The sequence below is a fragment of the Porphyromonas gulae genome (genome assembly GCF_000765945.1).
GTDB classification, from domain to species: Bacteria; Bacteroidota; Bacteroidia; order Bacteroidales; family Porphyromonadaceae; genus Porphyromonas; species Porphyromonas gulae.
On record NZ_JRAT01000009.1, the window covers coordinates 24,089 to 46,231 of the forward strand.

A 22,143-nucleotide genomic window follows, 5' to 3' on the forward strand; every position below is an offset into this window, starting at 1 on the left:
GTAATGATGGAAGAAATCAAGCTGAATACTATTGAAGAAGCCCTGGAAGACTTCAAGGAAGGTAAGTTCCTGATCGTCGTGGATGATGAAGATCGCGAAAATGAAGGCGACTTTATCATCGCAGCAGAGAAGGTGACACCGGAGAAGATAAACTTCATGATGCACCATGGTCGCGGTGTCCTCTGCGCTCCCATATCCGAAGAGCGTGCTCACGAGCTGGAGCTGGAGATGCAGGTGCCGGACAATACCTCGATACACGAGACACCCTTTACCGTTACGGTAGACCGTCTCGGCAACGGCTGTACGACGGGTGTTTCCATGTACGACCGTGCCCAGACGATTCTGGCACTGGCCGATCCCAACACACGTCCGTCGGATCTGGGACGTCCAGGGCATATCTGCCCGCTACGCGCACGCAGTCGTGGTGTTCTGCGCCGTGCAGGACACACGGAAGCAGCAGTGGATTTGGCACGTCTCTGTGGTATGCAACCGGCTGCAGCCCTCATAGAGATTATCAATGAAGACGGTACCATGGCACGTTTGCCACAGCTATGGGAGGTCTCCAAGCGTTTTGGGCTGAAGATCATCGCCATCAAAGATCTGATAGCCTACCGTCTCAAACAAGAGTCCATCGTAGAAAAGGGTGTAGAAGTGGATATGCCTACCGAATACGGACACTTCCGTCTCATACCTTTCCGCCAAAAATCCAATGGATTAGAGCACATAGCCCTCTTCAAGGGAACATGGGAGGAAAATGAACCGATACTCGTTCGTATGCACTCATCCTGTGCCACGGGCGACATATTCGGCTCTATGCGCTGTGACTGTGGCGGCCAATTGCTCCAAGCGATGGAGAAGATCGAAAAGGAAGGCAAGGGAGCCGTTATCTATCTAAATCAGGAAGGCCGTGGCATCGGTCTGATGGAAAAGATGAAGGCATACAAGCTGCAGGAACAGGGTATGGATACGATAGAGGCTAACCTCTGTCTCGGACACAAAGCCGACGAGCGAGACTACGGTGTAGGCGCTCAGATTCTCCGCCTCTTGGGTGTGAAGAAAATGCGTTTGATGACAAACAACCCGGTAAAACGTATCGGTCTGGAAGCTTTCGGCTTGGAGATCGTGGAGAATGTCCCGCTAGAAACCGCTCCGAATCGCTACAACGAATTCTACCTGCGTACGAAGAAAGAACGCATGGGACACGAATTGCATAATATCAAGTAAGTAACGGTTCCATCTCCTAACGAGAGTTATCAAAAAGGCCGTCGGAGCGTATGATAAACGTCCGACGGCCTTTTCCTTTGACCGGCAAAAGGCGATGTACATACGGTTTCCTCTGCTTTATCCGTTATATATCCAATGATGGAAAAATGTATCTTTGCTCACTATCTACATAACCTTGTGTTCATGATTCGCAAGCATTTCGGTATCATTTTGGGATTTCTCTCTCTTGTGTTTTCGGCAGGTGCCCAACAAGAGAAGCAGGTGTTTCATTTTCTGAACCTTCCGGCCACTGCACAGGCGTTGGCAGCAGGAGGAAAAGCTATCACCATCGTAGACGACAATCCCGGACTGGCTTTTGAGAATCCGGCTCTGCTCGGATATGAATCCGGGGGCCGAGCCTTTCTTTCCTATTTATATTATATGAGTGGTTCGCATATGGGCAATGCCTGTTATGCCTCGTCCGTCGGAGAGCGCGGCATGTGGGGTGTCGGCACACGTTTCCTGAACTACGGATCTATGCAAGGATACGACCCGAATGCGATTGCCACCGGCTCTTTTAGTGCCTCGGATATAGCTGTACAGGGGTTTTACAGTCATGAGCTAAGCAATCACTTCCGCGGTGGGGTCAGCCTGAAAGCACTGTATTCTTCTATTGAGACCTATAGTTCGTTGGGGCTGGGTGTGGATGTCGGCATCAGTTATTACGATGATGACAAAGGATACTCAGCTTCCGCCCTCTTCAAGAACATAGGGGCGCAACTCAAAGGCTATAATGATGAACGGGAACCGCTCGATTGGGATTTCCAGCTTGGCTTTTCTCGCAGTTTTATCAATGCTCCTTTTCGATTGCACATCACGTTGTTCAATCTGAATCCGCATTATTTCAAACGCCTTGTTCCGCGCGATTTGACCAAGATGCAAAAGTTCCTCCGACACTTCTCGTTGGGAGCAGAATTCACTCCCTCGGAGAAGTTTTGGGTCGGACTGGGATATACGCCGCAGATTGCACAGGACTTCGAAGTGGAAGGCGGCAACAAATGGGGAGGCCTTTCGGCCGGCGTTGGTTTCACTTCCGGTGCAGTACGTGTAGGCGTATCTGCTGCCACCTATCATCCTGCAGCTCTTTCGTTCATGTGTTCGGTAGGTATCCGTTTGGACGATAAGAGCATCTTCTAATACACCATCAACCATCAGCTTACTTTCTTATGACTAATCCGATCATTATTGCCATCGATGGGCATAGCTCATGTGGGAAAAGTACCATGGCCAAGGATTTGGCTCGTGCCATCGGTTATATATACGTGGATACCGGTGCCATGTACCGTGCCGTAACATTGTACTCTATCCGCAGGGGGCTGTGGAAAGACGGAGTTCTCGATGCAGAGACTCTGCGAAGCGAAATGTCCGATGTACGGATTACGTTCCGGTTAAATACGGAGACAGGATTGCCGGAGACTTATTTGAACGGAGAAAATGTAGAGCAGGATATTCGCAGCATGGAAGTCTCTGCCAAAGTCAGCCCGATCGCCACGCTTGATTTCGTACGCGAGGCAATGGTGCGTGAGCAGCAGGCAATGGGAAAGAGCAAAGGCATAGTGATGGATGGCCGTGACATAGGCACTACGGTCTTCCCCGAAGCGGAAATGAAGGTATTCGTGACGGCTTTGCCGCATGTGCGAGCACAACGCCGCTTGGACGAATTGCGTGCCAAGGGCGATGTTGCCATTACTTTCGATGACGTACTGGCCAACATAGAAGAGCGCGACAGGATCGACTCCACGCGTGCCGTTTCACCTTTGAGGCAGGCTGAGGATGCCTTAGTGCTGGACAATTCTCATATGACCATCCCACAGCAGAAGGCATGGTTGCTGGAGCGTTTTCAGGAAGTGACCGGTTCATGATTCCGATAGAAATAGACAGCGGATCGGGATTTTGCTTCGGTGTGGTCAATGCTATTCGTCATGCCGAGAATCAATTGGAGAAAAGCTCCGATAAGCTGTACTGCCTGGGCGACATCGTACACAATACGCTGGAAGTCGAACGGTTAGGGAAGAAAGGATTGGAGACGATCGATTACGATGCTTTTTCCCGGCTCCGTGGGGCAAAAGTGCTGTTGCGAGCCCACGGCGAACCGCCCAAAATCTATCGGATGGCAGGAGAAAATGGGGTAACGATTATAGATGCCACCTGTCCCGTGGTACTCCGCTTGCAAAACAAAATCAAATCACGATACGAAGCTACGCGCAGCCTCGGCGCACAAGTCGTCATCTACGGCAAAAGGGGGCATGCGGAAGTAAACGGTCTGGTCGGGCAGACCGAAGGAACGGCTATTGTCATCGAGAGCGAAGAGGAGCTGGACAAAATAGACTACACACGTCCCGTCATCCTCTTTTCACAAACGACCAAGAGTCTGGAGGGATTCGGACAGATCATTGACAGCATCAGCGCACGTATGCAGCCGGGTGTAACATTCGAGCATCACGATACCATCTGCCGTCAGGTGGCCAATCGGATCCCGCATATCGGAGCTTTCGCAGCTGCACACGAATTGGTGTTCTTCGTGGCCGGAGAGAAAAGCTCCAATGGAAAAGTACTCTTCGCACATTGTCTGGCAGCCAATCCCCGCAGTATATTTATTTCCTCTCCGGAGCTTATCGTGCCGGATATGCTCGTGCCACTGCCGACCAGCATAGGCATCTGCGGAGCTACCTCCACGCCCCGATGGCAGATGGAAGAGGTGGCATCGCGTATCAAGGCTCTGTTGTAAACTCGGCCATCACGGGCAAGTGGTCGCTATACCCTCCTTTATAATGCATCCCCTGATAAGTACGGTTGGGCGCGATACGCGCTACATTGTACGGAGCGGAGTGTACCAAATAAGGCAGGACTACGTTCTTGACCGATCCGGCTCGGTAGCTGATCCGTGAATCTGACTTCAGCAAATTACCGGACACGATGATGTGATCCAACTGTTCCCACTTACCTTTATACAGAGTCGTTCCGGGAGGAATTTGAGAGAGAGGACGCCCTGAGAGGTTGTACAACTCTCCGGCTCCTACTTTGTCGGCATCGGGTAGAACGGTATACGCTCGCAGGGTTTCAGTCAGAGGTGATTCGTTCGGATTGCTGTTGAGGTCTCCCATGATCAGGATAAAAGGATTGTCCCGACGGTTTACTATTTCATCACATTTTGCCCTTAGGAGCGTGGCGGCATCGTGCCGATAAGAATCCGTCTTACGCACACCTCCCCTACGGGAAGGGAAATGACAAACGAATACATCCAGCGTGTCTCCACCGGCCAACCGTCCCTGAGCATGTAGGATATTCCTCGTTCGTCTGTCCCTCTCGCCTCGAAAGCGTACTCTATACTCTTCTTTGTGATCCAGACTGAACAGCTCCGGCCGATAGAGCAGAGCTACGTCTATTCCGCGCTTGTCCGGGCTGTTAGTCATCACATAGCGGTAGCCCTGTTCTCCGAGAGGGGTACGGCTCAGCAGATTGTTCATGACCGTATCATTTTCCACCTCTACGAGAGCCACCAGTGCCGGCCAATCGGGACCACCCACAGCTTTGATCACCGAAGCCACCTGTTTGAGCTTGCGGTTGTAACGGTTCGGCGTCCACTTCAACTCTCCTTCTGGGAGAAATTCTCTGTCGTCCTTGCCAACATCGTCATAACAGTCGAAAAGGTTCTCGACATTATAGGTCATCACACGGAAGGAAACAGGCTTCGGATGAGGGGCAAGACCTCCTGAAACGACTGCTATTCCGATGGAAGGAATGATGGTCTTTATGATCTTTTTCATCGGCCCAAAGGTAGTCACTCCCATCCATTTATCCGGCAGGTTTGGCAATGTATTGGAGCGGCTCCTGAGAGCTAAGTGTTTGATAGATTGGCCTAAACGTTTATCTTTGTCGCCGTGGTTGCTTCTACAAGCCCTTAGCGAAGGGTGGGCTGCCACCTCGAAACCCTCCGAAACACGGGGGCTCAAGCCTGCCGGATCCGTCGATCTGACGGGCGGTTGCTTGGGGATGTCTAACTATAACGGAATAGTATGAAATTAAAGAGGATACTTTCCGGCTCATTGGTCGCGGCAGCCTTGCTTTTGTCAGGCAGCTCGGCCTCCTCTCCGTCCGAAGCCATAGATGGCTTGGCAGTAGGGGCAGTGGTGCCGGAGGTAAAGTCTTTGGTCGTACAGTCGGATGGCGGCACAGAGGCTGCTTCGTACACGCTAGTCCACTTCTGGGCGGCATACGACGGAGAGAGCAGAGCCGGTAATGTCCGATGGTCTCGTTATTTTGCCAAAAGGCCCGATAGTCGGGTACGGTATGTAGGTGTTTCGATGGATAAGAACCTATCGGTATTCACGAACACCTTGGCTTTCGACCAAATAGACTTGTCTGCCCAGCGACTGGTGGAAAATAGTAAACGCGATCAAATGCTCAACGTATATGGCTTGAAGATCCGTTTCCACAGCTATCTGGTAGACGCACAAGGGATTATACGGGCAGTAGATCCGAATCCCGAACAACTGGAAACAATACTCTAAGCCGGATGAGTCCGGCCTGTGCGAACGAGGGTGCACCCGCAAGGGAGCACCCTCGTTCCATTTCCAGACGAATATATCAGAATCTCCTGCCCTGCTTACCACTGTTGCCACCTTCTCCGGAGGCATCCACAGCGAAGCCATCGGCCATCTCTCCTCGAAAAACATCTTGAAAACACTTTCGGGAATTCAAAGAGAGCACAAAAGGATAACCCCAAAAACAATAAACCGCTCAAAAATCATGCGCCAAAAAAGTTTTCAACAACGAAGACGAGTTTGGAATGATTCCAAATAAGCATCTCCGGAGACAATAAAACCGAGGCAAAAGCAGCGAGGAGATGAACTTTCACAGACTGAAAAACGAATTAAAACAAGTCGGACAACGATCTGTATATAAAACATTTTTGATTTATATATAAATCGTTTTCGTTTTGTATATAAATCGTTTTCAATAAATATATAAATCGTAAATGATTTATATATAAATCGCAGGATCAAAAAAGCCTTTTCAGCAGCTGATATAAAAGAAGCACCCGTCGAGTTCTCCGTAGAACTCCGACGGGTGCAGCCCGGATATGTATGTGGTGGGGCCTATGCCAAGATGCTATCCTTCTACATGTGATCTGAAGTGGATGTACGAATTTCCTCTGTGCAATCTCGGATCGGATCGTGGTTTGTTGCTGAGGCGAAATGCCCGAACAGGAGCTTATTCGGGCTTGATGTCAGGTGATGGGGCGTAGCTGGTATTCACAGATGTGTGGCATTTTCTTCTATAAATATTCTCTTTTTCAATTTATTGCTCGTTTCCAATACACGGGGAATCCACAGTTCGGAGCAATGCTTTTCGGCAAGACAAAATTAGCCAAATCTTTTTTTCCCACCAACGGCTATTGCCCTTCAGGGTATAATCTGCATGACACAATTTTTGAGGAAAATATTTGCACAATTTAATTTCATTTTATACATTGTAGCCGAAAATCAACTGTAGAGACACTTACTTATGAAAAACGACGATAATCCACCAAGCACAGTGGCGGCAGACTTGTAAATACTAAAGTCATGCCACACCCTCCGTGAGAAATAATCAATCAAATTCATTTGAAGACAATACGAAAATGAGAAAAACAATAATTTTCTGCTTGCTGCTCGCCCTGTTTAGCTTTTCTTGGGCACAAGAAAGAGTCGATGAAAAAGTATTCTCCGCAGGAACAAGTATTTTTAGGGGCATCCTTGAAAAGGTGAAAGCACCGCTTATGTATGGAGATCGTGAGGTATGGGGTATGGCTCGTGCGAGCGAGGATTTCTTTTTTATACTTCCCGTTACGGATGACCTCACTCCCGTGCTTTTCTATAACCGTCTTACAAACGAACCCTGCTTTGTGTCAAACCAAGGAATAACTGAGTTTTTCAAATTCGCTCAAGAAGGTGATTACATTGAAGTAGAAGGAAGCTCTGTATTCATGGGGAATCTTTTGTACTATCGTTTTTTCCCGACAAGAATTACCTCCTATAATGCTTCCATTGAAGGCGTTGTGAGCATGACGGGGAATCCTGCTTTTACAATTCCGATACTCCCCGGGGCTTCTGATTGCATAGAAATCTCAAACAACCGCAAAGTCTTTCTGACAAATCAATTAGGGGTTGTAAACATCACTGACGGGATGGAACCTCCGATTATTGCCGGAGTCTCTGCTTCCTTTGGGTCTTCTGTTCGGGTGTATGGTCATGTCTCACAGCGGTGGGACATCATAGGCCGCTGCTATTTGGATATTTATCCGACCAATTGCTACCCGCTCAGCATGAAACCCGTTGCAGGAGACGATGAGGTTTTTGTCAAACAACAAGGCAGGCAAATAGAGATCGATAGCAACAGCCCCATAGTCCAAGTGGTCGTATACGATCTTGAGGGGAAAAGTGTTTTTCGCAAAAGAATGACCGAAAACGCTTATACCCTATCCTTCAGGGCACCTATGCTCGGCTTTATGACTATCATGATCGAAACACAAAATTCGATTATCAATAAAAAACTTAATGTTACACAGCTATGAGGCGAATAATTTTATTGCTTAGCGCGCTTTGTCTCTATGCGACACCTTATGCCCAAGCGCAGAATGAAGAATCAGATGCTTATTATCGACAAATGTTTGAGCTAATCCGCTCCGACTTCGAACGGGATATGCTCTTACCTCAAGTGACCTCCGTAATGCTTCCTTCCGTACCACTCGCTGTGGTCAAAAATTTTTATATAATTCCGGCTCTTAACTAAAAGTTTATGATTAAAAAAGCATTTGTTTTCGTACTACTGGTTTGCCTATTCTCTTCGTTCAGCAGTTTTGCCCAAACAGCTACGAACGGCAGCCGGAGTTATTTTACAGGACGAATCGAGAAGGTGAGTTTGAACTTAGGGGTCCCACCCGTAAGCACGGAGATTTGGGGAATAACCCATGATGCGAATGGTCTCCCTTTCGAAATACCTATCTCTTTCAGTCGTTTCAACAGCCTGGGAGATATAGCTACCACCTATTACATAGCGAATAGCGAGGCAACTTTGAATGAATGGTGCGACTATGCACACCCGGGCGACATCGTGACGATAGAAGGTCGTTTTATGAAAATGACTTACAACATACCAACCTACAATGCTGTCTGCACTCGGATCACATTTGAGAATCAAGAAATAGAAGGAGCGATCGTCTTGATACCCAAACCCAAAGTCTCGCTGCCTCATGTATCGGAATCGGTACCCTGTATCCGAACCGAAACAGGGAGGGAATTTATCCTTTGCGAAGAAGACGACACCTTTGTGTCTTACGATGGTAACGAAGTAACGATAGGAGGTAAACCTTTCTTGCTCAATACCAATGTAAAGATTGTGGGGGACGTATCCCAAAAGTATGCCGTGGGCGCAGGAGAAATTCGATTCCTGCAGATTTGTGCCAAAACAGTATCACAACAAAAATGAACACAAGATGAAACAAACAATACTCGGCATACAGCTACTGCAATGGACAAGGATTTGGCTTTCATTTCTCATGATTGCAGGATGTACAGTAGCATTATCGGGGCAATCGCAATCGAGAGGATACGCAACGACCGGCATCTTGGAGCCTGTCATATTGCCCGATACTGTCTCAGTCGATAATCACTCGGTCTGGGGGATGGTCTGTGATGCTCAACTGAATGCCTTTGACAAGCCGGTAGCCTTTAGAGCACCATTCAGTTATCTGGGGATAGGTTATTATTTCGCTACTATTTATTATGAGCAGGGGTTAAAAAAGTTCTGTCCGTACGCCAAGTTGGGCGATATGCTTATCGCAGAAGGTCGTTTCCATGAATTCGATGCCTACTATGAACTGATGTGCACACGCATCACTCTCCCCAATCGAACATTCGAGGGAGTGATTACCGAGATTCCTATGCCGCAATTCACGTATCCGGAAGTGACAGCTACCATTGTTTGCGTAAAAGACGACAGCGGCTTCGAGATCGCAATCAAAGATGACGAAGGCAACTTTATCAGTAGTGAAAATGGCGAAGTAATGATAGCCGGCAACTCCTACCCCCTCCAAACACACGTCAGGATAGAGGGAGATATTGTGCAGGATTACCAGCTGAAGTATCCCATTATCTTCTATAGCACGGTTGCCAAATCATGCCACACGACAGACAGCCAAAACGTTATACCTTCGTCGAATGACATAAATGTCTACGCCAAAGGAACGGTCATCAGCATCAAGGCAGAAAAACAGATCGAAGCAGTCTATATTTATGATATGGCAGGACGGATGCTTTTTGCCACGAGTCAAACACAGGGCCGAGAATTTTGTATCGACTTAAAGACGAAGGGCCATGTTCTCGTCACTGTTTTGTTTGCAGATAATACACAGACATCTAAGAACATCATCCTGTAGGACGGGTATCGTCAACTCTGAGAAACGGACCTTGGGGATTCTATCAAGAGGCATCGCGAAAAAACGTATTATTTGAATCCTATTGACGCCGATGAGAACACTTTCGTCGGCGTCTTTCTCTATGTATATATGAAACGCTATTGCAGATGGAATGTGCAAGCCGAGTTATTTTATTATTATTCTGCATTTTATCGTCCCTTTTGTGTACTTTTGCGCACGATACTAAAGAGTTATAGATTCAGAAATAAAAAAGACTTATGCTTAACGTTGTAAGTAAGACTATCGATCTGGGGGACGGCCGTTCCATTAAGATCGAAACCGGCAAATTGGCCAAGCAAGCCGATGGCGCCGTGACAGTCACCATGGGCAATACGGTATTGCTCGCTACAGTTTGTGCAGCCAAAAACGCTAACCCCGGCTGCGACTTCATGCCTCTTCAGGTGGAATACAAGGAGAAATACTCCGCCATCGGACGCTTCCCCGGAGGATTCACTCGCCGTGAAGGCAAGGCTTCGGATTATGAGATCCTGACTTGCCGCCTTGTGGACCGCGCCCTTCGTCCACTTTTCCCGGACAACTATCATGCAGAGGTATTCGTCAATGTGATCCTCTTTTCAGCCGACGGCGAGGATATGCCCGATGCCTTGGCCGGTTTGGCTGCTTCGGCAGCTCTCGCCGTCTCCGATATACCGTTCAACGGCCCTATCAGCGAAGTACGGGTAGCGCGTGTGGACGGCCGTTTTATCGTCAATCCCACTTTCGAGCAGCTTGAGCGCGCCGACATAGACCTGATGGTCGGAGCCACGATGGACAACATCATGATGGTCGAAGGTGAAATGGACGAAGTACAGGAATCCGAAATGCTCGAAGGCATTCGCGTAGCACACGAAGCCATCAAGGTACAGTGCAAAGCACAGCTCGAACTGTCGGAAGCAGTAGGAAAGCTCCAAAAGCGCGAGTACTGCCACGAAGTAAACGATGAAGACCTGCGCAAAAAGGTACACGACGAATGCTACGCTCGCGCCTATGAGGTGGCGACCAGTGGCACCGGCAAACACGAACGTGGCGAAGCTTTTGAAAAGATCGTAGAAGAATTCAAAGCTCAGTATACAGAAGAAGAGCTCACCGAGAAGGGCGAAATGATAGCTCGCTACTACCACGATGTAGAAAAGGAAGCAATGCGTCGTGCCATCCTTGACGAAGGCAAACGTCTGGACGGACGCAAGACCACAGAGATCCGTCCCATATGGATCGAAACAGACTGCCTGCCCGGCCCGCATGGTTCAGCTATTTTCACTCGTGGTGAGACGCAGTCCCTCACGACCGTTACTCTCGGAACAAAGAGCGACGAAAAGCTCGTGGACGACGTGCTCAACTATACGAAGGAACGCTTCCTGCTGCACTACAACTTCCCTCCTTTCTCCACCGGTGAAGCTCGCCCCCAGCGCGGTGTAGGCCGCCGCGAGATCGGTCATGGCAATTTGGCTCACCGCGCACTCAAGCGTATGATACCCACAGATTACCCTTACGTGGTACGCGTGATCAGCGATATATTAGAATCCAATGGTTCGTCCTCGATGGCTACTGTCTGCGCGGGAACTTTGGCTCTGCGCGATGCCGGCGTACAGATCCGTAAACCCGTATCCGGTATTGCCATGGGCTTGATCTCCGAAAATCAGGGTAAGAACTACGCCATCCTCTCGGATATACTCGGCGACGAAGACCACCTCGGCGATATGGACTTCAAGGTAACGGGTACGAAAGACGGTATCACGGCCACGCAAATGGACATCAAGGTAGACGGTCTCAGCTACGAGATTTTGGAGAATGCTCTGGAGCAAGCGAAGCAAGGACGCCTACACATCCTCGGCAAGATCATGGAAGCTCAGCCCGAAACAAGGGATGACCTCAAGCCCCACGCACCACGTATCGAGAAGATGCGTATCGGCAAGGAGTTTATCGGAGCTGTTATAGGCCCGGGCGGAAAGATCATTCAGGGTATTCAGGAAAAAAGTGGCGCCACCGTGAATATCGAAGAAGTGGACGGCATGGGCGTTATCGAGATCAGTGGTACGAACAAGTCCTGCATCGATGCCGCGATCGGCATGATCAAAGGTATCGTGGCTATGCCGGAAGTTGGAGAAACCTATCCCGGCAAGATCACAAGCGTGATGCCCTATGGTTGCTTCGTTGAATTCCTCCCCGGCAAAGAAGGACTCCTGCACATCTCGGAAGTGGATTGGAAACGATTCGAGACCATCGAGGACACCAACCTGAAGGAAGGCGAATCCATCGACGTGAAGCTGCTCGACATAGATCCGAAGACCGGCAAATTCAAACTCAGCCGCAAGGTACTATTGGAAAAACCGGAAGGCTACGTGGAGCCTCAGCCGAGAGAGCGACGTGAGCGTCGCGAAGGCGGACGCGAGGGAGGTCGCAATTTCGAGCGTCGTGGAGGCGATCGTGAACATCGCGAGCCCCGCGGCTAAAACGCATCAAGTGAGACAAGCCACTGCTTCCGCAGCGTAATACGCCCCATCAGGAAAAGGGCTTATAGTCCTTAGGACAGTAATACTTTCTTATCCATCAGCGAGGCATCCCGCTTTGCTGATGGATTTGCTTTTATAAGGCATAGCCATTTCTACCTCTTGCGATGGATATACTCAGACTTCTTGTATTCGCCCAAAGCAGTATGGCCTAAGTGATGTATGTAAGTAGGAATCCAAAGCCGGATTAACGGCTGCGAGTCTCAACTCTTTTTAGTACACATTGGCAAGATCTTGGAGCTTATATCCATTTAGCCATATGGTTAGGTAGCGTATAGAATAATTTTACTTATTAATCGGTATTGCGGAGATGCATGGCTGACTATACCTTTGCCAATGTAATAGTAACACATTTGTTTAACCAAAGCCATTTGGTCTTAATGATGTAACCATTATAAAAGTGATAAATCGATCGCAGTCGGTAGGACTTCATAGAAATACCGAAAAAGAGCACTTCTCCGGGAGGAGAGGTGCTTTTTTGTTTTATATCCGCACAGAGAGAGAGGTGAGAATAGGAAAAGGTCAAAAATCGAAATCTATTTTCAGCGGCTCATCTCCTCCCAAAATAGAATCGGAGGACTCCGCCAAGCCCTCCACCTCTGTAGCCATATCGGAAAGTCTCTGCTCCATATCGGGCAAGCCAATGGCTTGTTCGCATCCGGGCACCTCACTCTTCTCTTCGAAAGACTTTAGCACGTCCAAAAAGGCTTCTGTGAATTTGGCAAAATCTTCACGATACAGAAAAACCTTATGCCGCGTCATTGCAGCACCTTCTTCGGCACTGTTGCTTTCGGTTATCACCAGATAGTCATTTCCTTTGGAATCGCGTTTGGCATCAATGTAGTAGAAGCGTTTGCCGGCTTTGACGCAGCGCGAATAAAGAGCGAAAGGCAATTTGTCTGTCATCGATCGATTGATTATGAAGCTGTTATACTATCTAACAATACCGTTTGTATACAGAAGGGGAATACATCGTCCGATTATATCGAGCGGCTCCACGGTTTACTCCGGACTATTATTCTACCAGAATCTTGAATATGGCGTGCATCTCATCGAAACGGCGCAGACTGTCAGCCCCGTAGGAGAGCATACTGCGTCTGACTGCTTCAAGTTTCTTCACACGGTGGAGTTTCGTTTTGGAAAAAAACTTATCGGCATAGCAAACGATCTTCTCCTCAATACTCATGGGGGTGTAAATACCCTCTGGGAGTGCAATCTGTCTGGCTGCAATATCCTCCGGAGTCAATCCGGACCCCGTATGGCGTTCGCAAACCAGTGCATGGCGCGGATAGCCCTCTTTGCGCAGAATATTGGCACCCAGATATCCATGCAGGATATAAGGTTCTTTCCCAAAACAGGCAATGCTCTCGGCATCGGTCAAGAATATACCGATATCATGCAGCATGGCAGCCTCTTCGACGAAGAGACGATCCGCCTGAAGTTCGGGATGGCTATCGACGACACGAAGAGCCATGACCGCCACATCGCGACTATGCTCTACTAAGATATGATATTGGTTGGTTCCCTCTGTGTAGTACTTATTGATGATACTGATCGGATTCATCATTTAGGGAAAGAGATTTAGACGGGAAGTGCCCGGAGCCGGGATCGAACCGGCACGAATTTGCATTCATTGGTGTTTGAGACCAACGCGTCTACCAATTCCGCCATCCGGGCAATTGTCTTTTCGAATACGGCGCAAAGGTAGAAAAATAATTCAATCCACAATGATTTCGCAGATAAAACCCAGGGCTTGGGAATTACAGAAATTACAGGAAGCCCATTTGAATCTGTACGTGATCGCAAAGAAAGGCATAACTTTGTGAGTATCGAATCAACAAAAAATAAACCCGATACTATCTTATGCAACCTATCGTATCTCCATCTTTGCTGTCGGCCGACTTCCTGCATCTGGCCGACGATGTCGAAATGATCAATCGTAGCGAGGCCGACTGGCTGCATATCGACGTCATGGATGGCGTATTCGTCCCCAATCTTTCGTTCGGTTTTCCCATTCTCGAGGCTATCCGACCGATTTGTAAGAAGCCGCTCGATGTTCACCTGATGATCGTGGAGCCGATGAAGTTCGTGGACAGGCTCGCCGAACTGGGCGTTTATATGATGAACGTCCACTATGAAGCCAGTCCGCACCTGCATCGCTCACTGGCGGCGATTCGCAAGGCCGGCATGAAATCGGGCGTCACGCTCAATCCGCATACTCCCGTGGAGGTGCTGACCGACGTGCTGGAAGAGGCCGATATGGTGCTTCTGATGAGCGTAAACCCCGGATTCGGAGGACAGAAATTCATCGAAAGGACGATAGACAAGACGCAACGCCTGCGCCGAATGATCGATAGCCAAGGTCTGGATACGATTATTCAGATCGACGGCGGTGTCAATGCCACCACGGGAAAACGCCTGATCGAAGCAGGAGCCGATTCGCTCGTGGCCGGCAGCTATGTGTTCGGAGCAGAGAAGCCGGAAGAGGCCATCAGTCTGCTGAAGAGTTATAGCCGTTAGGCAGTTGGTATGCCGGTCTGCCCGAAGCCGTACTTTCGCCCCGGACCGTTTCTGTGGGTATTGCTTTTCCTGTCGATAGGCATAGGCCTGACGGAATACTTTCGCTCTCCTGTCGTTGCGCTTGGTGCGCTGACGACAGGATTTTTTCTTTATATCCTCAGTTTCTTTTTCCGTCCGGCTGTTGGAAAAAGGACTATTGCAGCTCTTCGTTTCGCCCCGATCGGCTTGCTTCTCGTTGCTGCGGGAGCTTTCTCTACACAGCTGACACGAGAGCGGCTGACAGCTTCTTCATGCTACAAGCTGTATTCGTCCGACACCTTTCGGGTCATCGGGAATCCGGAGCCACGCGAAGGCAAGCTGCGGATGCAAGTGCAACTGTCCGAAGCCTCCTCCCCATCTTATATCTTGTACATCCGACACGAAGGAGAATACGAGCCGATCGTTCGTGGCGATATGCTCAAGCTCAGGAAATTCTATGCCCGATCGGCCGAAGAATGGGAGCAGCAAGCTCCAGCGATGGGGCGGTATATGGCCGGCAAAGGGCTGTCCGGCAGTCTGCATGCCAAGACCGGAGATGTAGAAATCTTGCCGGCAGCCGAACGGCCGTTCTCTCTCAGACAAAAGGCTTTGGATTTGTCGGATCGCTTGGCGGCTACGTTGTACGAACCTTCCCCTTGGCTACTGTCCGAATCGCAGCGTGCGATGCTCGAGACCATGTGTCTGGGGCGTGAGGGCGAAGCTCCCGACGTTCGCCGTAAGTTCGTCGCGGCAGGCGTGGCACATATCCTTGCGGTGAGTGGTTTTCACGTGGGTATCGTATTGGCTGCCCTCGGTTTTCTTATGCGCATTCTGCCGATACCGCAGCGATGGCGTCGGGCAGAGTGGTTGCTTCCGCTTGCAGGGGGATGGATATACGCATTCGTTTGCGGGCTGGGTGCTCCCGTAGTCCGAGCCATGCTGATGGCTACCTTATATATAGTCGGCAAATGCTTGGGCAGACCGACGGATGGATTGAATATCTGGGCTGCGGCAGCTTGTATCACACTCGTGGTCGATCCACTCTCTTTCTATGATGTAGGATTTGTGCTCAGCTATGCTGCGGTAGCTTCTATCCTGATCTTCTTCAGACCGCTGGCTTCCTTGCTCCCCGATGTGCGGCAGCCTCTTCTCCGTCTGTGTCGTGATACCATGGCACTATGCCTCGCAGCACAGGCTTTCACCCTGCCGTTGGCGGCTCATTATTTCGGACATATCGGCATTATTTTCCTTTGGGCCAATCTTCCGCTTACCCTGCTGGTTGTTTTTCTGATTCCCCTTAGCCTTATCTATATGGCATTGGCAGCTGTCGGATTCCCTTTGGTGTTGCTGTCTCGAGTAGTCGGTATTTGTGCCGATGGGGCGGAGAGATTGGTCACTGCGGCAGCTGCTGTGTCGCCGAACGTGGAATACGCCTGGCAGCCTTCCTTGCCGGTCGCACTATGTATTATGGCTGTATTGCTTGCGGCAGGTATCCTTTGGCGCGCAAATCGGCGACAATACGAGTGACAAGTCGCCTCTCATCCTCTTCGTCCACCAGCTTATCTGCATTTACAATCACCTTTGCACGGCGATATATATCGCCTCGGAAAGCCATTTCTTCACGGATGTGGGAGAGCAGTTCTTCGCCGGTCTTGTCTTTCACCTTCGGCCTTGTTCGCTTGCATAGCTCCAAACGAACGGCAAGAACCTCGTCCGAAACTTCCAAATACAGCGTCAGGCCGGCTTCGTTCATCAGCTCCATATTGTCCGAATGACAGGGCAATCCGCCCCCTGTGGCGATAATGGTATCCTCCATCCCGGATAGTTCCTCGATGACGACACGCTCGCGCCTGCGAAAAACCGCCTCGCCCTCGTCACGGAATATATCCGCCACGCGCTTGCGAAATCGGTTCTCGATGAAGAAATCCGTATCGATAAAACGCCAGCCGAGCAGATCGGCCACCTTGCGCCCTACCGTACTCTTGCCGGAACCCATATAGCCAACGATAAAAATCGGAGCGTGCATCTTACTTCATCTTCTTATTGCCACCGATAGCAAAGCACCTGAAACGATCAGACTGCCCCTTGTGTCTCTTCGGTGGTGCTCTCACTTTCCGGAGCTTTCTTCTTCAGCTCCGGATAGGTGATGCGTGAATGGTACATGATCTTGATCTTCTCGAAGAAAACTTCCTTGCAGATACGAATATCCTTGAATGTAAGAGGTGTATCCACGAGTAAACCGTCCTGTAAGATGCCATCGACTATCTTGTCGATAAGCTGCTTGATACCTTCTTCGGTATGGCGGCTGAGGCTTCGGCTCGATGCTTCGATGGCATCTGCCATCATCAGTATACCGGTCTCCTTGCTGAATGGATTCGGCCCGGGATAAGTAAACGACTCCGGATCCACCTCTTTGTCGGGGTACTGATTGCAGTAGGAATTATAGAAGTATTTGGTCTTGCCCCGTCCGTGATGCGTCCGGATAAAGTCGATAACGGAGTCCGGCAGGCGGTGTTTCTGCGCCAAGGCAATACCGTCGGTCACATGACGAATGATAATGCGAGCACTCTCATCGAAAGGCAATTTGGAGTGCGGATTCTCTGCCCCCTGATTCTCTGTGAAATAGGATGGGTTCTTCATTTTTCCTATATCATGATAGAGAGCACCGGTGCGTACAAGCTGCACGTCTGCTCCGATCTTGGTGGCTGCCTCCGTAGCGAGGATGGACACTTGGATCGAATGCTGAAAGGTGCCCGGTGCCACCTCCGAGAGCTGACTGAGCAGTGGCGTATTGACGTCGCTCAGCTCTACCAAACTGATATTGGAAACGTAGCCGAAAGCACGCTCCATCAGATAGACGAGCAGGTAGCTGAACATGAGGAAGATCAGATTCACACCGAAATAGAGAATGTTCAGCCCGTCTTCCATCTCCACCCGACCGTCCTGCATCAGTGAGAACGAAAGCTGTACGATGGAATAAGTGAGGAAAACCAAAAAGGTCGTCCGAACCAACTGCAGGCGTGATGTCAGACGGCGCATACTGGTCACCGATACGATACCGGCCAGTACTTGCAAGAGGATAAACTCGTAAATGTCCGGTACGAACATGGCAACGATCAGGACATTGATCACATGGGCAAAAAATGCCGTGCGCGAATCATGAAACGTACGCACCAGAATGGGCAGAATGATAAAAGGAATGATATAGATATTGAACCATCCGAAGCTGATAGCCAACTCTGTAATCAGATTGATCACCAGAATCAGTGAGAGCACAAAGAAGGAATTGTGCAGCCGATCGAAAAAGGCAGGGCGGAACGAGAGCATATAAGTCCAAAGAGCCAGCAGCAGGAAGAAGATAATCAGAAAGATGCCGAGATTGCGTGTAAATCTGAGGGTCGTACCTCCCGAACGCTCTTCATAGGTCTTCTTGAACGACTGAAGGACATTATAAGTATAGGTGTCTACAATCTCGCCCGTACCGATTATACGTTCGCCGGCCTGTATCATTCCGGTCGATACCGATAGATTCTGTAGCTCTTCCTGTACCACCTGTCTGTGCATTTCGGGGCTTTCGGTGAGATTCACTCGCAAGTAGTTGGTCAGGTTCAGTCCGCGAAGAACTTCCCGATCCAACTCGGACGGAGCCTCTTCCACGAACATCTCATAAGCCTCCTTGAGCGTGTAGAAACGCGTAAGGGGCTCGCGATTCGAGTTTCGATTGGCTTGTAAGAGATTGATCTCCATCACGTCATCGTCATGGAGAGCTTTGCTATCTTCATTGCTGATGAGGCCCTGTCTGTATATATTGCGCAGGAAGCCCACTACGTACTGGTCGTACATGGGCGACAATCTGCCCTTGTGATTTTTGTCATAGTCGCTGCGCCAAGCCAGTTGCATCTTCGCCCCGATCGTATCGTCCATCGTAAAATACGGCTTGATGGTATTGCGCAGACTGTCGCGCTCGGCATCGAGTATCACTTGAGGCTTGTATATCAGGAAATCATAAGGAGCCGTGAGCAGTTCATATTGCCATGGTTTGCCACGATAGAACTGGTATTTGAACTTCAGTTCCTGTGGGGCGAAAAGCGTGAGCATCATTGCCGTCAGGAAAAAGAAGATCAGCGATTTGTACTGAATTTTCATCTTCGTCTTCATTGCGAGAAAGTTAAATTATAGCTCTTGGTGTAGGGCGATACGAACGCTACCGGCATGCAACACGTTCGCTCACAGACTATAATTTGATTACCGCCAGTCCCACAAAGATAAAAGCAAAAAGGGTAAGTCCATGTGAGAGACTGAGCCATGTAAATAAAACGAGACCGCTCCAATGCGATATTGAAACGGTCTCTCGGAATGATTGGGGTGGACGATGGGACTCGAACCCACGACAGACGGAACCACAATCCGTTGCTCTACCACTGAACTACGCCCACCATCATAAATGGATGCTCCTGCGAGCAGCGGTGCAAAGGTACACATATCTTTCAATTGTGCAAGCCTCTTACCTGCCAATTCTACTCAATTATCCATCGGCTACGGCTGCCGAATCGGATTTCCGAGTTCCATTGCATGCAATTCATGCTACTTTTTGAGGCGATTCGACAGGATCGGTCTCGGATTTTTGGAGCCGAAAATGATGAAATTGCCGTCCGTAAAAGCGAGAAAAAGCGCGCGAGATTTTTTTCGTTCCGGCGCGTAAAATTTTTACTTCCCGCGCCAATACAAAAATTTTCGCGAACCACGTTTTTGGGTGCCATACACAAAGAAAATCCCGAGCCTAAAATAATATCGGCGGAATGAACACCGGATATTGAAAAACCATCTATCCAAGCCGGATTGCAACCACTGACAGAGCAGAAATCCCGGAGGTGTCAATAAGACGGTGTTCCTCTTGGTTCTTACTTTGAGTATAAGCATCGAACAGGCGTCTTATATATTGACGATTTTGGCTATTTTTGGTGCCCTAAGACCGCTTCAATGTTGATTTTCACGGGTTTTGCCACACCGAAGCGGGATCGTAGTCACGAAAATCCGGATATAGAAAAAAACTTATGTCTAAGAAAGTTACATCATTTGCGCTCATGGCGGCATTGTCATTATTTGCTGCCACAGAGACATCGGCCCAGCTGACGGGCAGAACTATTTCGGCAGCATCGCAGACTGCCGGAAAGGTCAAGGTGGCCACTCCTCAGAAGCCGAGCTTCAGCCAAGGCAAAGTACAGGTATCGGTTATGCCGAGAAAGCAAAAAAAAGCGAACGATTATGGCACAGAGGTTAGCATTTTGAAAGAAGACTTTGCCGGCTTTACCGCCGGTTCTATAGGTGCACCGGATCTGAATACGGTACTGACCTATGCTTTCCCCGGCGAATGTGAATATCCTTGGATCAACTTCAAGCCCGGCTACACCCACCAAGAGGGTTGGGGTGCTGCTAATGTGTGGCAGGCCGGTGGCACCGTCTGCCTCAATGCAGATGGAGAGAATTTCTCCCACTTGAATACCCCCATGCTCAATGCTTCCGGCTATCAGAACATCGTTCTTGTACGCTTCGATGCCCGTACGGCAGATGATATCGCCAATCAGATCATGATAGAAGCGGCCGAAACGTTCAATATGAGTCCTACATGGGACATCCTCGGTGCTTATATCTTGCCTCCCGTTACTCCGGACTGGCAGACTTATGAGGTGATCTTCTACGGAGCGGGTTCATATTCGATATTCAATATCGTAGTCAACGATCATCCCGTCTATATCGACAACTTGGAGGTTTACCAGATCGACCAGCATGTGGGCACACCCAAAGCATTGCCCCACAGCAAATACAAGGGTACCAGCTTCAATGCCAACTGGAACAAGGTAGCAGGAGCCGAGGGCTATCTGTTGGATGTTTTCTCCGGTGGCAACGGGATGGATCCCGAATATTTGTTGCAAGGACAGGCTGTGAATGATACTACCTTCAACGTAACGAACGCCGAATCAGGCAAAACCTATTACTATCAGGTTCGTTCTCGCAAGGGAACTCATACCTCCATCGTATCCAAACCCATGGAAGTGTTCGACCTTGAAGCACCTAAGATGAATCCGGTGAACAATCTCGCTGCTTCCGCAGAAGAGGTAACCTATACTGCTTCATGGAACGCCGTACCTTCGGCCGAACGCTACAATTATTTCGCTCGCTTCAAGCGCACGGCTGCCGCTGATGGCGTATTCTTTGTTACCAACGAAAACTTCGATGGCATCAAGACTCCTACCGGAGAACTGACCGGCTGGACGATCGAAAATCCCTCTACCTATACGTACGATGAAGTCTACCTGGGCGATCTGGTACAGGCCGGTTGGAAAGGAACCAACTATGCTCCTTACACGGACTATATCTGCTTGGATGCATGGCAGTACATTTTCAATAAGAAAGATGCAGGTCTGATTTCACCGGAGTTGGATCTTTCCAAAAATGGTGGCAAGATAGACCTGAGCGTGAAGCTCTATGCTACGAAATACGTCGGTGACGATGGTCAGGGCAATGAGGTACAAGGTTATACGCGTGCTGCGATCGCTCTCTTCCAATATGATGAGACTCTCGGCGACTATGTTCAGTCCGAGCTGGTATATCTGAAAGAATCGGATGGACTGGTGGATCAGTGGAAGGTATTCAACGTTTCTCTGACGAAGGGAACGGCGCGTTCGGTAATCGGTATATACGCTGTGTATGCACCGGAGAACCTCTACGTAGACGACCTCAAGATCTCTCAGCAGTATAAAGCCGGCGAGAGTCTGATGGATCCGTTCCTCTTCAAGAGATATGTGGATGGCCAATCTGTTGATGTGATTGTGCCCCAGCAGGTATTCAATAACGAAATGTTCCACCAGGTGGCTGCCGTGAAGCATGGAGGCCAAGGTGTACAATACCAAGGCTATAAAATATCTGCTTACAGTCAGCTCGAATCTTTCGGCATCAGTCCTTCTCCCACGAGCCTGACTCCTTCCGTGAGCATGGCTAAGGCTATGGTGAAAGTCGTAGAGGACAATATCCATATCGACAATGTTCATGGCGAAGCCGTAAGCATCTACGACCTCAACGGCCGTTTGGTTTATAGCAACAACTCCGGCAACAAGTCTATCGTAGCGGATTTGGGCCAGGGCGGAACTTTCGTCGTTAAGGTGGGCAATCACTCCGTGAAGTTGTCTTACTAAAAAAACAGCTTATCCCCCCTCAGCGGGGACTTACAGGGTGTGTCGGAGCATGCGAGTGGCTTCGACACACCTTTTTTCTATGGGTACATTCAATATCATTTCTTGGCGCCGATGCCCACATCGGAAAAACGGTGGACCCCACGCAGACTTTAAGCAGACGAAATAAATCCGTTTCCTGGTTTTC

Annotated in this window: 19 protein-coding genes and 2 tRNA genes; 13 read left to right on the forward strand and 8 right to left on the reverse strand. The window is 49.4% G+C overall.

What is annotated here, in order from left to right; genetic code table 11:
* Positions 1-6 precede the first annotated feature (6 nt).
* The 4 genes from HQ49_RS02445 (at position 7) to HQ49_RS02460 (ending at position 3,991) form a co-directional block, all read left to right on the forward strand.
* Positions 7-1,224, forward strand: coding sequence for a bifunctional 3,4-dihydroxy-2-butanone-4-phosphate synthase/GTP cyclohydrolase II (locus tag HQ49_RS02445; protein ID WP_026292212.1), 1,218 nt, complete (start codon positions 7-9; stop codon positions 1,222-1,224).
* Positions 1,225-1,407: 183 nt separating this feature from the next.
* Positions 1,408-2,400, forward strand: a complete 993-nt coding sequence (gene porQ, locus HQ49_RS02450) for a type IX secretion system protein PorQ (protein WP_039418257.1) — start codon at positions 1,408-1,410, stop codon at positions 2,398-2,400.
* A 29-nt stretch (positions 2,401-2,429) separates the two neighbouring features.
* Positions 2,430-3,125: a (d)CMP kinase gene (cmk, locus tag HQ49_RS02455; protein WP_039418259.1), complete on the forward strand. Its 696-nt coding sequence runs from the start codon at positions 2,430-2,432 to the stop codon at positions 3,123-3,125.
* Entirely contained in the window at positions 3,122-3,991 is an 870-nt protein-coding gene (locus tag HQ49_RS02460; RefSeq protein ID WP_018965173.1) for a 4-hydroxy-3-methylbut-2-enyl diphosphate reductase, read from the forward strand. Before cmk ends, HQ49_RS02460 begins: the two co-directional genes overlap by 4 nt.
* Here the strand turns inward: HQ49_RS02460 and HQ49_RS02465 are convergent.
* The gene (locus tag HQ49_RS02465) at positions 3,975-5,030 is read right to left on the reverse strand and encodes an endonuclease/exonuclease/phosphatase family protein (protein ID WP_018965174.1); all 1,056 of its coding nucleotides are present in this window, start codon (positions 5,028-5,030) and stop codon (positions 3,975-3,977) included. The two genes, HQ49_RS02460 and HQ49_RS02465, sit on opposite strands and share 17 nt — an antisense overlap.
* A gap of 249 nt (positions 5,031-5,279) precedes the next feature.
* On the opposite strand from HQ49_RS02465, the gene HQ49_RS02475 reads away from it, so the two are divergent.
* The 5 genes from HQ49_RS02475 to HQ49_RS02495 all read left to right on the forward strand — a co-directional run bounded on the left by HQ49_RS02475 (position 5,280) and on the right by HQ49_RS02495 (position 12,171).
* Positions 5,280-5,774, forward strand: coding sequence for a hypothetical protein (locus tag HQ49_RS02475; protein WP_039418262.1), 495 nt, complete (start codon positions 5,280-5,282; stop codon positions 5,772-5,774).
* Between the two features lie 1,112 nt (positions 5,775-6,886).
* A complete protein-coding gene (locus HQ49_RS02480) occupies positions 6,887-7,819 on the forward strand; it encodes a hypothetical protein (protein ID WP_018965178.1) in 933 nt (310 codons plus the stop codon).
* A gap of 224 nt (positions 7,820-8,043) precedes the next feature.
* Complete coding sequence (locus HQ49_RS02485) at positions 8,044-8,733, forward strand: hypothetical protein (RefSeq protein ID WP_039418264.1); 690 nt, start codon at positions 8,044-8,046, stop codon at positions 8,731-8,733.
* Between the two features lie 7 nt (positions 8,734-8,740).
* Complete coding sequence (locus HQ49_RS02490; protein ID WP_235290038.1) at positions 8,741-9,682, forward strand: T9SS type A sorting domain-containing protein; 942 nt, start codon at positions 8,741-8,743, stop codon at positions 9,680-9,682.
* A 257-nt stretch (positions 9,683-9,939) separates the two neighbouring features.
* The gene (locus tag HQ49_RS02495; protein WP_039418265.1) at positions 9,940-12,171 is read left to right on the forward strand and encodes a polyribonucleotide nucleotidyltransferase; all 2,232 of its coding nucleotides are present in this window, start codon (positions 9,940-9,942) and stop codon (positions 12,169-12,171) included.
* A 579-nt stretch (positions 12,172-12,750) separates the two neighbouring features.
* On the opposite strand, the gene HQ49_RS02500 is transcribed toward HQ49_RS02495, so the two are convergent.
* The 3 genes from HQ49_RS02500 to HQ49_RS02510 form a co-directional block, all read right to left on the reverse strand.
* A complete protein-coding gene (locus HQ49_RS02500; protein WP_039418266.1) occupies positions 12,751-13,134 on the reverse strand; it encodes a DUF3276 family protein in 384 nt (127 codons plus the stop codon).
* Positions 13,135-13,243: 109 nt separating this feature from the next.
* Positions 13,244-13,795, reverse strand: a complete 552-nt coding sequence (locus tag HQ49_RS02505; RefSeq protein WP_039418268.1) for an HD domain-containing protein — start codon at positions 13,793-13,795, stop codon at positions 13,244-13,246.
* Between the two features lie 26 nt (positions 13,796-13,821).
* A tRNA-Leu gene (locus tag HQ49_RS02510) sits at positions 13,822-13,905 on the reverse strand.
* A 186-nt stretch (positions 13,906-14,091) separates the two neighbouring features.
* Between HQ49_RS02510 and rpe the strand changes: the two genes are divergently transcribed.
* Positions 14,092-14,748 carry a ribulose-phosphate 3-epimerase gene (rpe, locus tag HQ49_RS02515; protein WP_039418270.1) on the forward strand — a complete coding sequence of 219 codons (657 nt, stop codon included), beginning with the start codon at positions 14,092-14,094 and terminating at the stop codon, positions 14,746-14,748.
* Between the two features lie 9 nt (positions 14,749-14,757).
* The gene (locus HQ49_RS02520; RefSeq protein WP_039418272.1) at positions 14,758-16,293 is read left to right on the forward strand and encodes a ComEC/Rec2 family competence protein; all 1,536 of its coding nucleotides are present in this window, start codon (positions 14,758-14,760) and stop codon (positions 16,291-16,293) included.
* Here HQ49_RS02520 and HQ49_RS02525 read toward each other — a convergent pair.
* The 4 genes from HQ49_RS02525 to HQ49_RS11770 form a co-directional block, all read right to left on the reverse strand.
* Positions 16,232-16,792, reverse strand: coding sequence for a shikimate kinase (locus HQ49_RS02525; RefSeq protein WP_039418274.1), 561 nt, complete (start codon positions 16,790-16,792; stop codon positions 16,232-16,234). The genes HQ49_RS02520 and HQ49_RS02525 overlap by 62 nt on opposite strands.
* 47 nt (positions 16,793-16,839) lie before the next feature.
* Positions 16,840-18,924, reverse strand: coding sequence for an HD family phosphohydrolase (locus HQ49_RS02530; RefSeq protein ID WP_039418275.1), 2,085 nt, complete (start codon positions 18,922-18,924; stop codon positions 16,840-16,842).
* Positions 18,925-19,127: 203 nt separating this feature from the next.
* A tRNA-His gene (locus HQ49_RS02535) sits at positions 19,128-19,202 on the reverse strand.
* A 143-nt stretch (positions 19,203-19,345) separates the two neighbouring features.
* A complete protein-coding gene (locus HQ49_RS11770) occupies positions 19,346-19,489 on the reverse strand; it encodes a DUF1661 domain-containing protein (RefSeq protein WP_230587216.1) in 144 nt (47 codons plus the stop codon).
* On the opposite strand from HQ49_RS11770, the gene HQ49_RS11975 reads away from it, so the two are divergent.
* On the forward strand, positions 19,446-19,550 hold the full coding sequence (locus HQ49_RS11975) for a DUF1661 domain-containing protein (RefSeq protein WP_152566903.1): 105 nt from the start codon (positions 19,446-19,448) through the stop codon (positions 19,548-19,550). The two genes, HQ49_RS11770 and HQ49_RS11975, sit on opposite strands and share 44 nt — an antisense overlap.
* Positions 19,551-19,820: 270 nt before the next feature.
* Positions 19,821-21,959 (forward strand): fibronectin type III domain-containing protein, encoded by a 2,139-nt coding sequence (locus HQ49_RS02545; RefSeq protein ID WP_039418277.1) that lies wholly within the window; start codon positions 19,821-19,823, stop codon positions 21,957-21,959.
* Positions 21,960-22,143: the final 184 nt, after the last annotated feature.

Excerpts from the sequence above, each read along its gene's own strand:
- HQ49_RS02445 (WP_026292212.1), top strand. The coding sequence starts at position 7 with ATGGAAGAAATCAAGCTGAATACTATTGAAGAAGCCCTGGAAGACTTC.
- porQ (WP_039418257.1), top strand. The coding sequence starts at position 1,408 with ATGATTCGCAAGCATTTCGGTATCATTTTGGGATTTCTCTCTCTTGTG.
- cmk (WP_039418259.1), top strand. The coding sequence starts at position 2,430 with ATGACTAATCCGATCATTATTGCCATCGATGGGCATAGCTCATGTGGG.
- HQ49_RS02460 (WP_018965173.1), top strand. The coding sequence starts at position 3,122 with ATGATTCCGATAGAAATAGACAGCGGATCGGGATTTTGCTTCGGTGTG.
- HQ49_RS02465 (WP_018965174.1), bottom strand. The coding sequence starts at position 5,030 with ATGAAAAAGATCATAAAGACCATCATTCCTTCCATCGGAATAGCAGTC.
- HQ49_RS02475 (WP_039418262.1), top strand. The coding sequence starts at position 5,280 with ATGAAATTAAAGAGGATACTTTCCGGCTCATTGGTCGCGGCAGCCTTG.
- HQ49_RS02480 (WP_018965178.1), top strand. The coding sequence starts at position 6,887 with ATGAGAAAAACAATAATTTTCTGCTTGCTGCTCGCCCTGTTTAGCTTT.
- HQ49_RS02485 (WP_039418264.1), top strand. The coding sequence starts at position 8,044 with ATGATTAAAAAAGCATTTGTTTTCGTACTACTGGTTTGCCTATTCTCT.
- HQ49_RS02490 (WP_235290038.1), top strand. The coding sequence starts at position 8,741 with ATGAAACAAACAATACTCGGCATACAGCTACTGCAATGGACAAGGATT.
- HQ49_RS02495 (WP_039418265.1), top strand. The coding sequence starts at position 9,940 with ATGCTTAACGTTGTAAGTAAGACTATCGATCTGGGGGACGGCCGTTCC.
- HQ49_RS02500 (WP_039418266.1), bottom strand. The coding sequence starts at position 13,134 with ATGACAGACAAATTGCCTTTCGCTCTTTATTCGCGCTGCGTCAAAGCC.
- HQ49_RS02505 (WP_039418268.1), bottom strand. The coding sequence starts at position 13,795 with ATGATGAATCCGATCAGTATCATCAATAAGTACTACACAGAGGGAACC.
- rpe (WP_039418270.1), top strand. The coding sequence starts at position 14,092 with ATGCAACCTATCGTATCTCCATCTTTGCTGTCGGCCGACTTCCTGCAT.
- HQ49_RS02520 (WP_039418272.1), top strand. The coding sequence starts at position 14,758 with ATGCCGGTCTGCCCGAAGCCGTACTTTCGCCCCGGACCGTTTCTGTGG.
- HQ49_RS02525 (WP_039418274.1), bottom strand. The coding sequence starts at position 16,792 with ATGCACGCTCCGATTTTTATCGTTGGCTATATGGGTTCCGGCAAGAGT.
- HQ49_RS02530 (WP_039418275.1), bottom strand. The coding sequence starts at position 18,924 with ATGAAGACGAAGATGAAAATTCAGTACAAATCGCTGATCTTCTTTTTC.
- HQ49_RS02545 (WP_039418277.1), top strand. The coding sequence starts at position 19,821 with ATGTCTAAGAAAGTTACATCATTTGCGCTCATGGCGGCATTGTCATTA.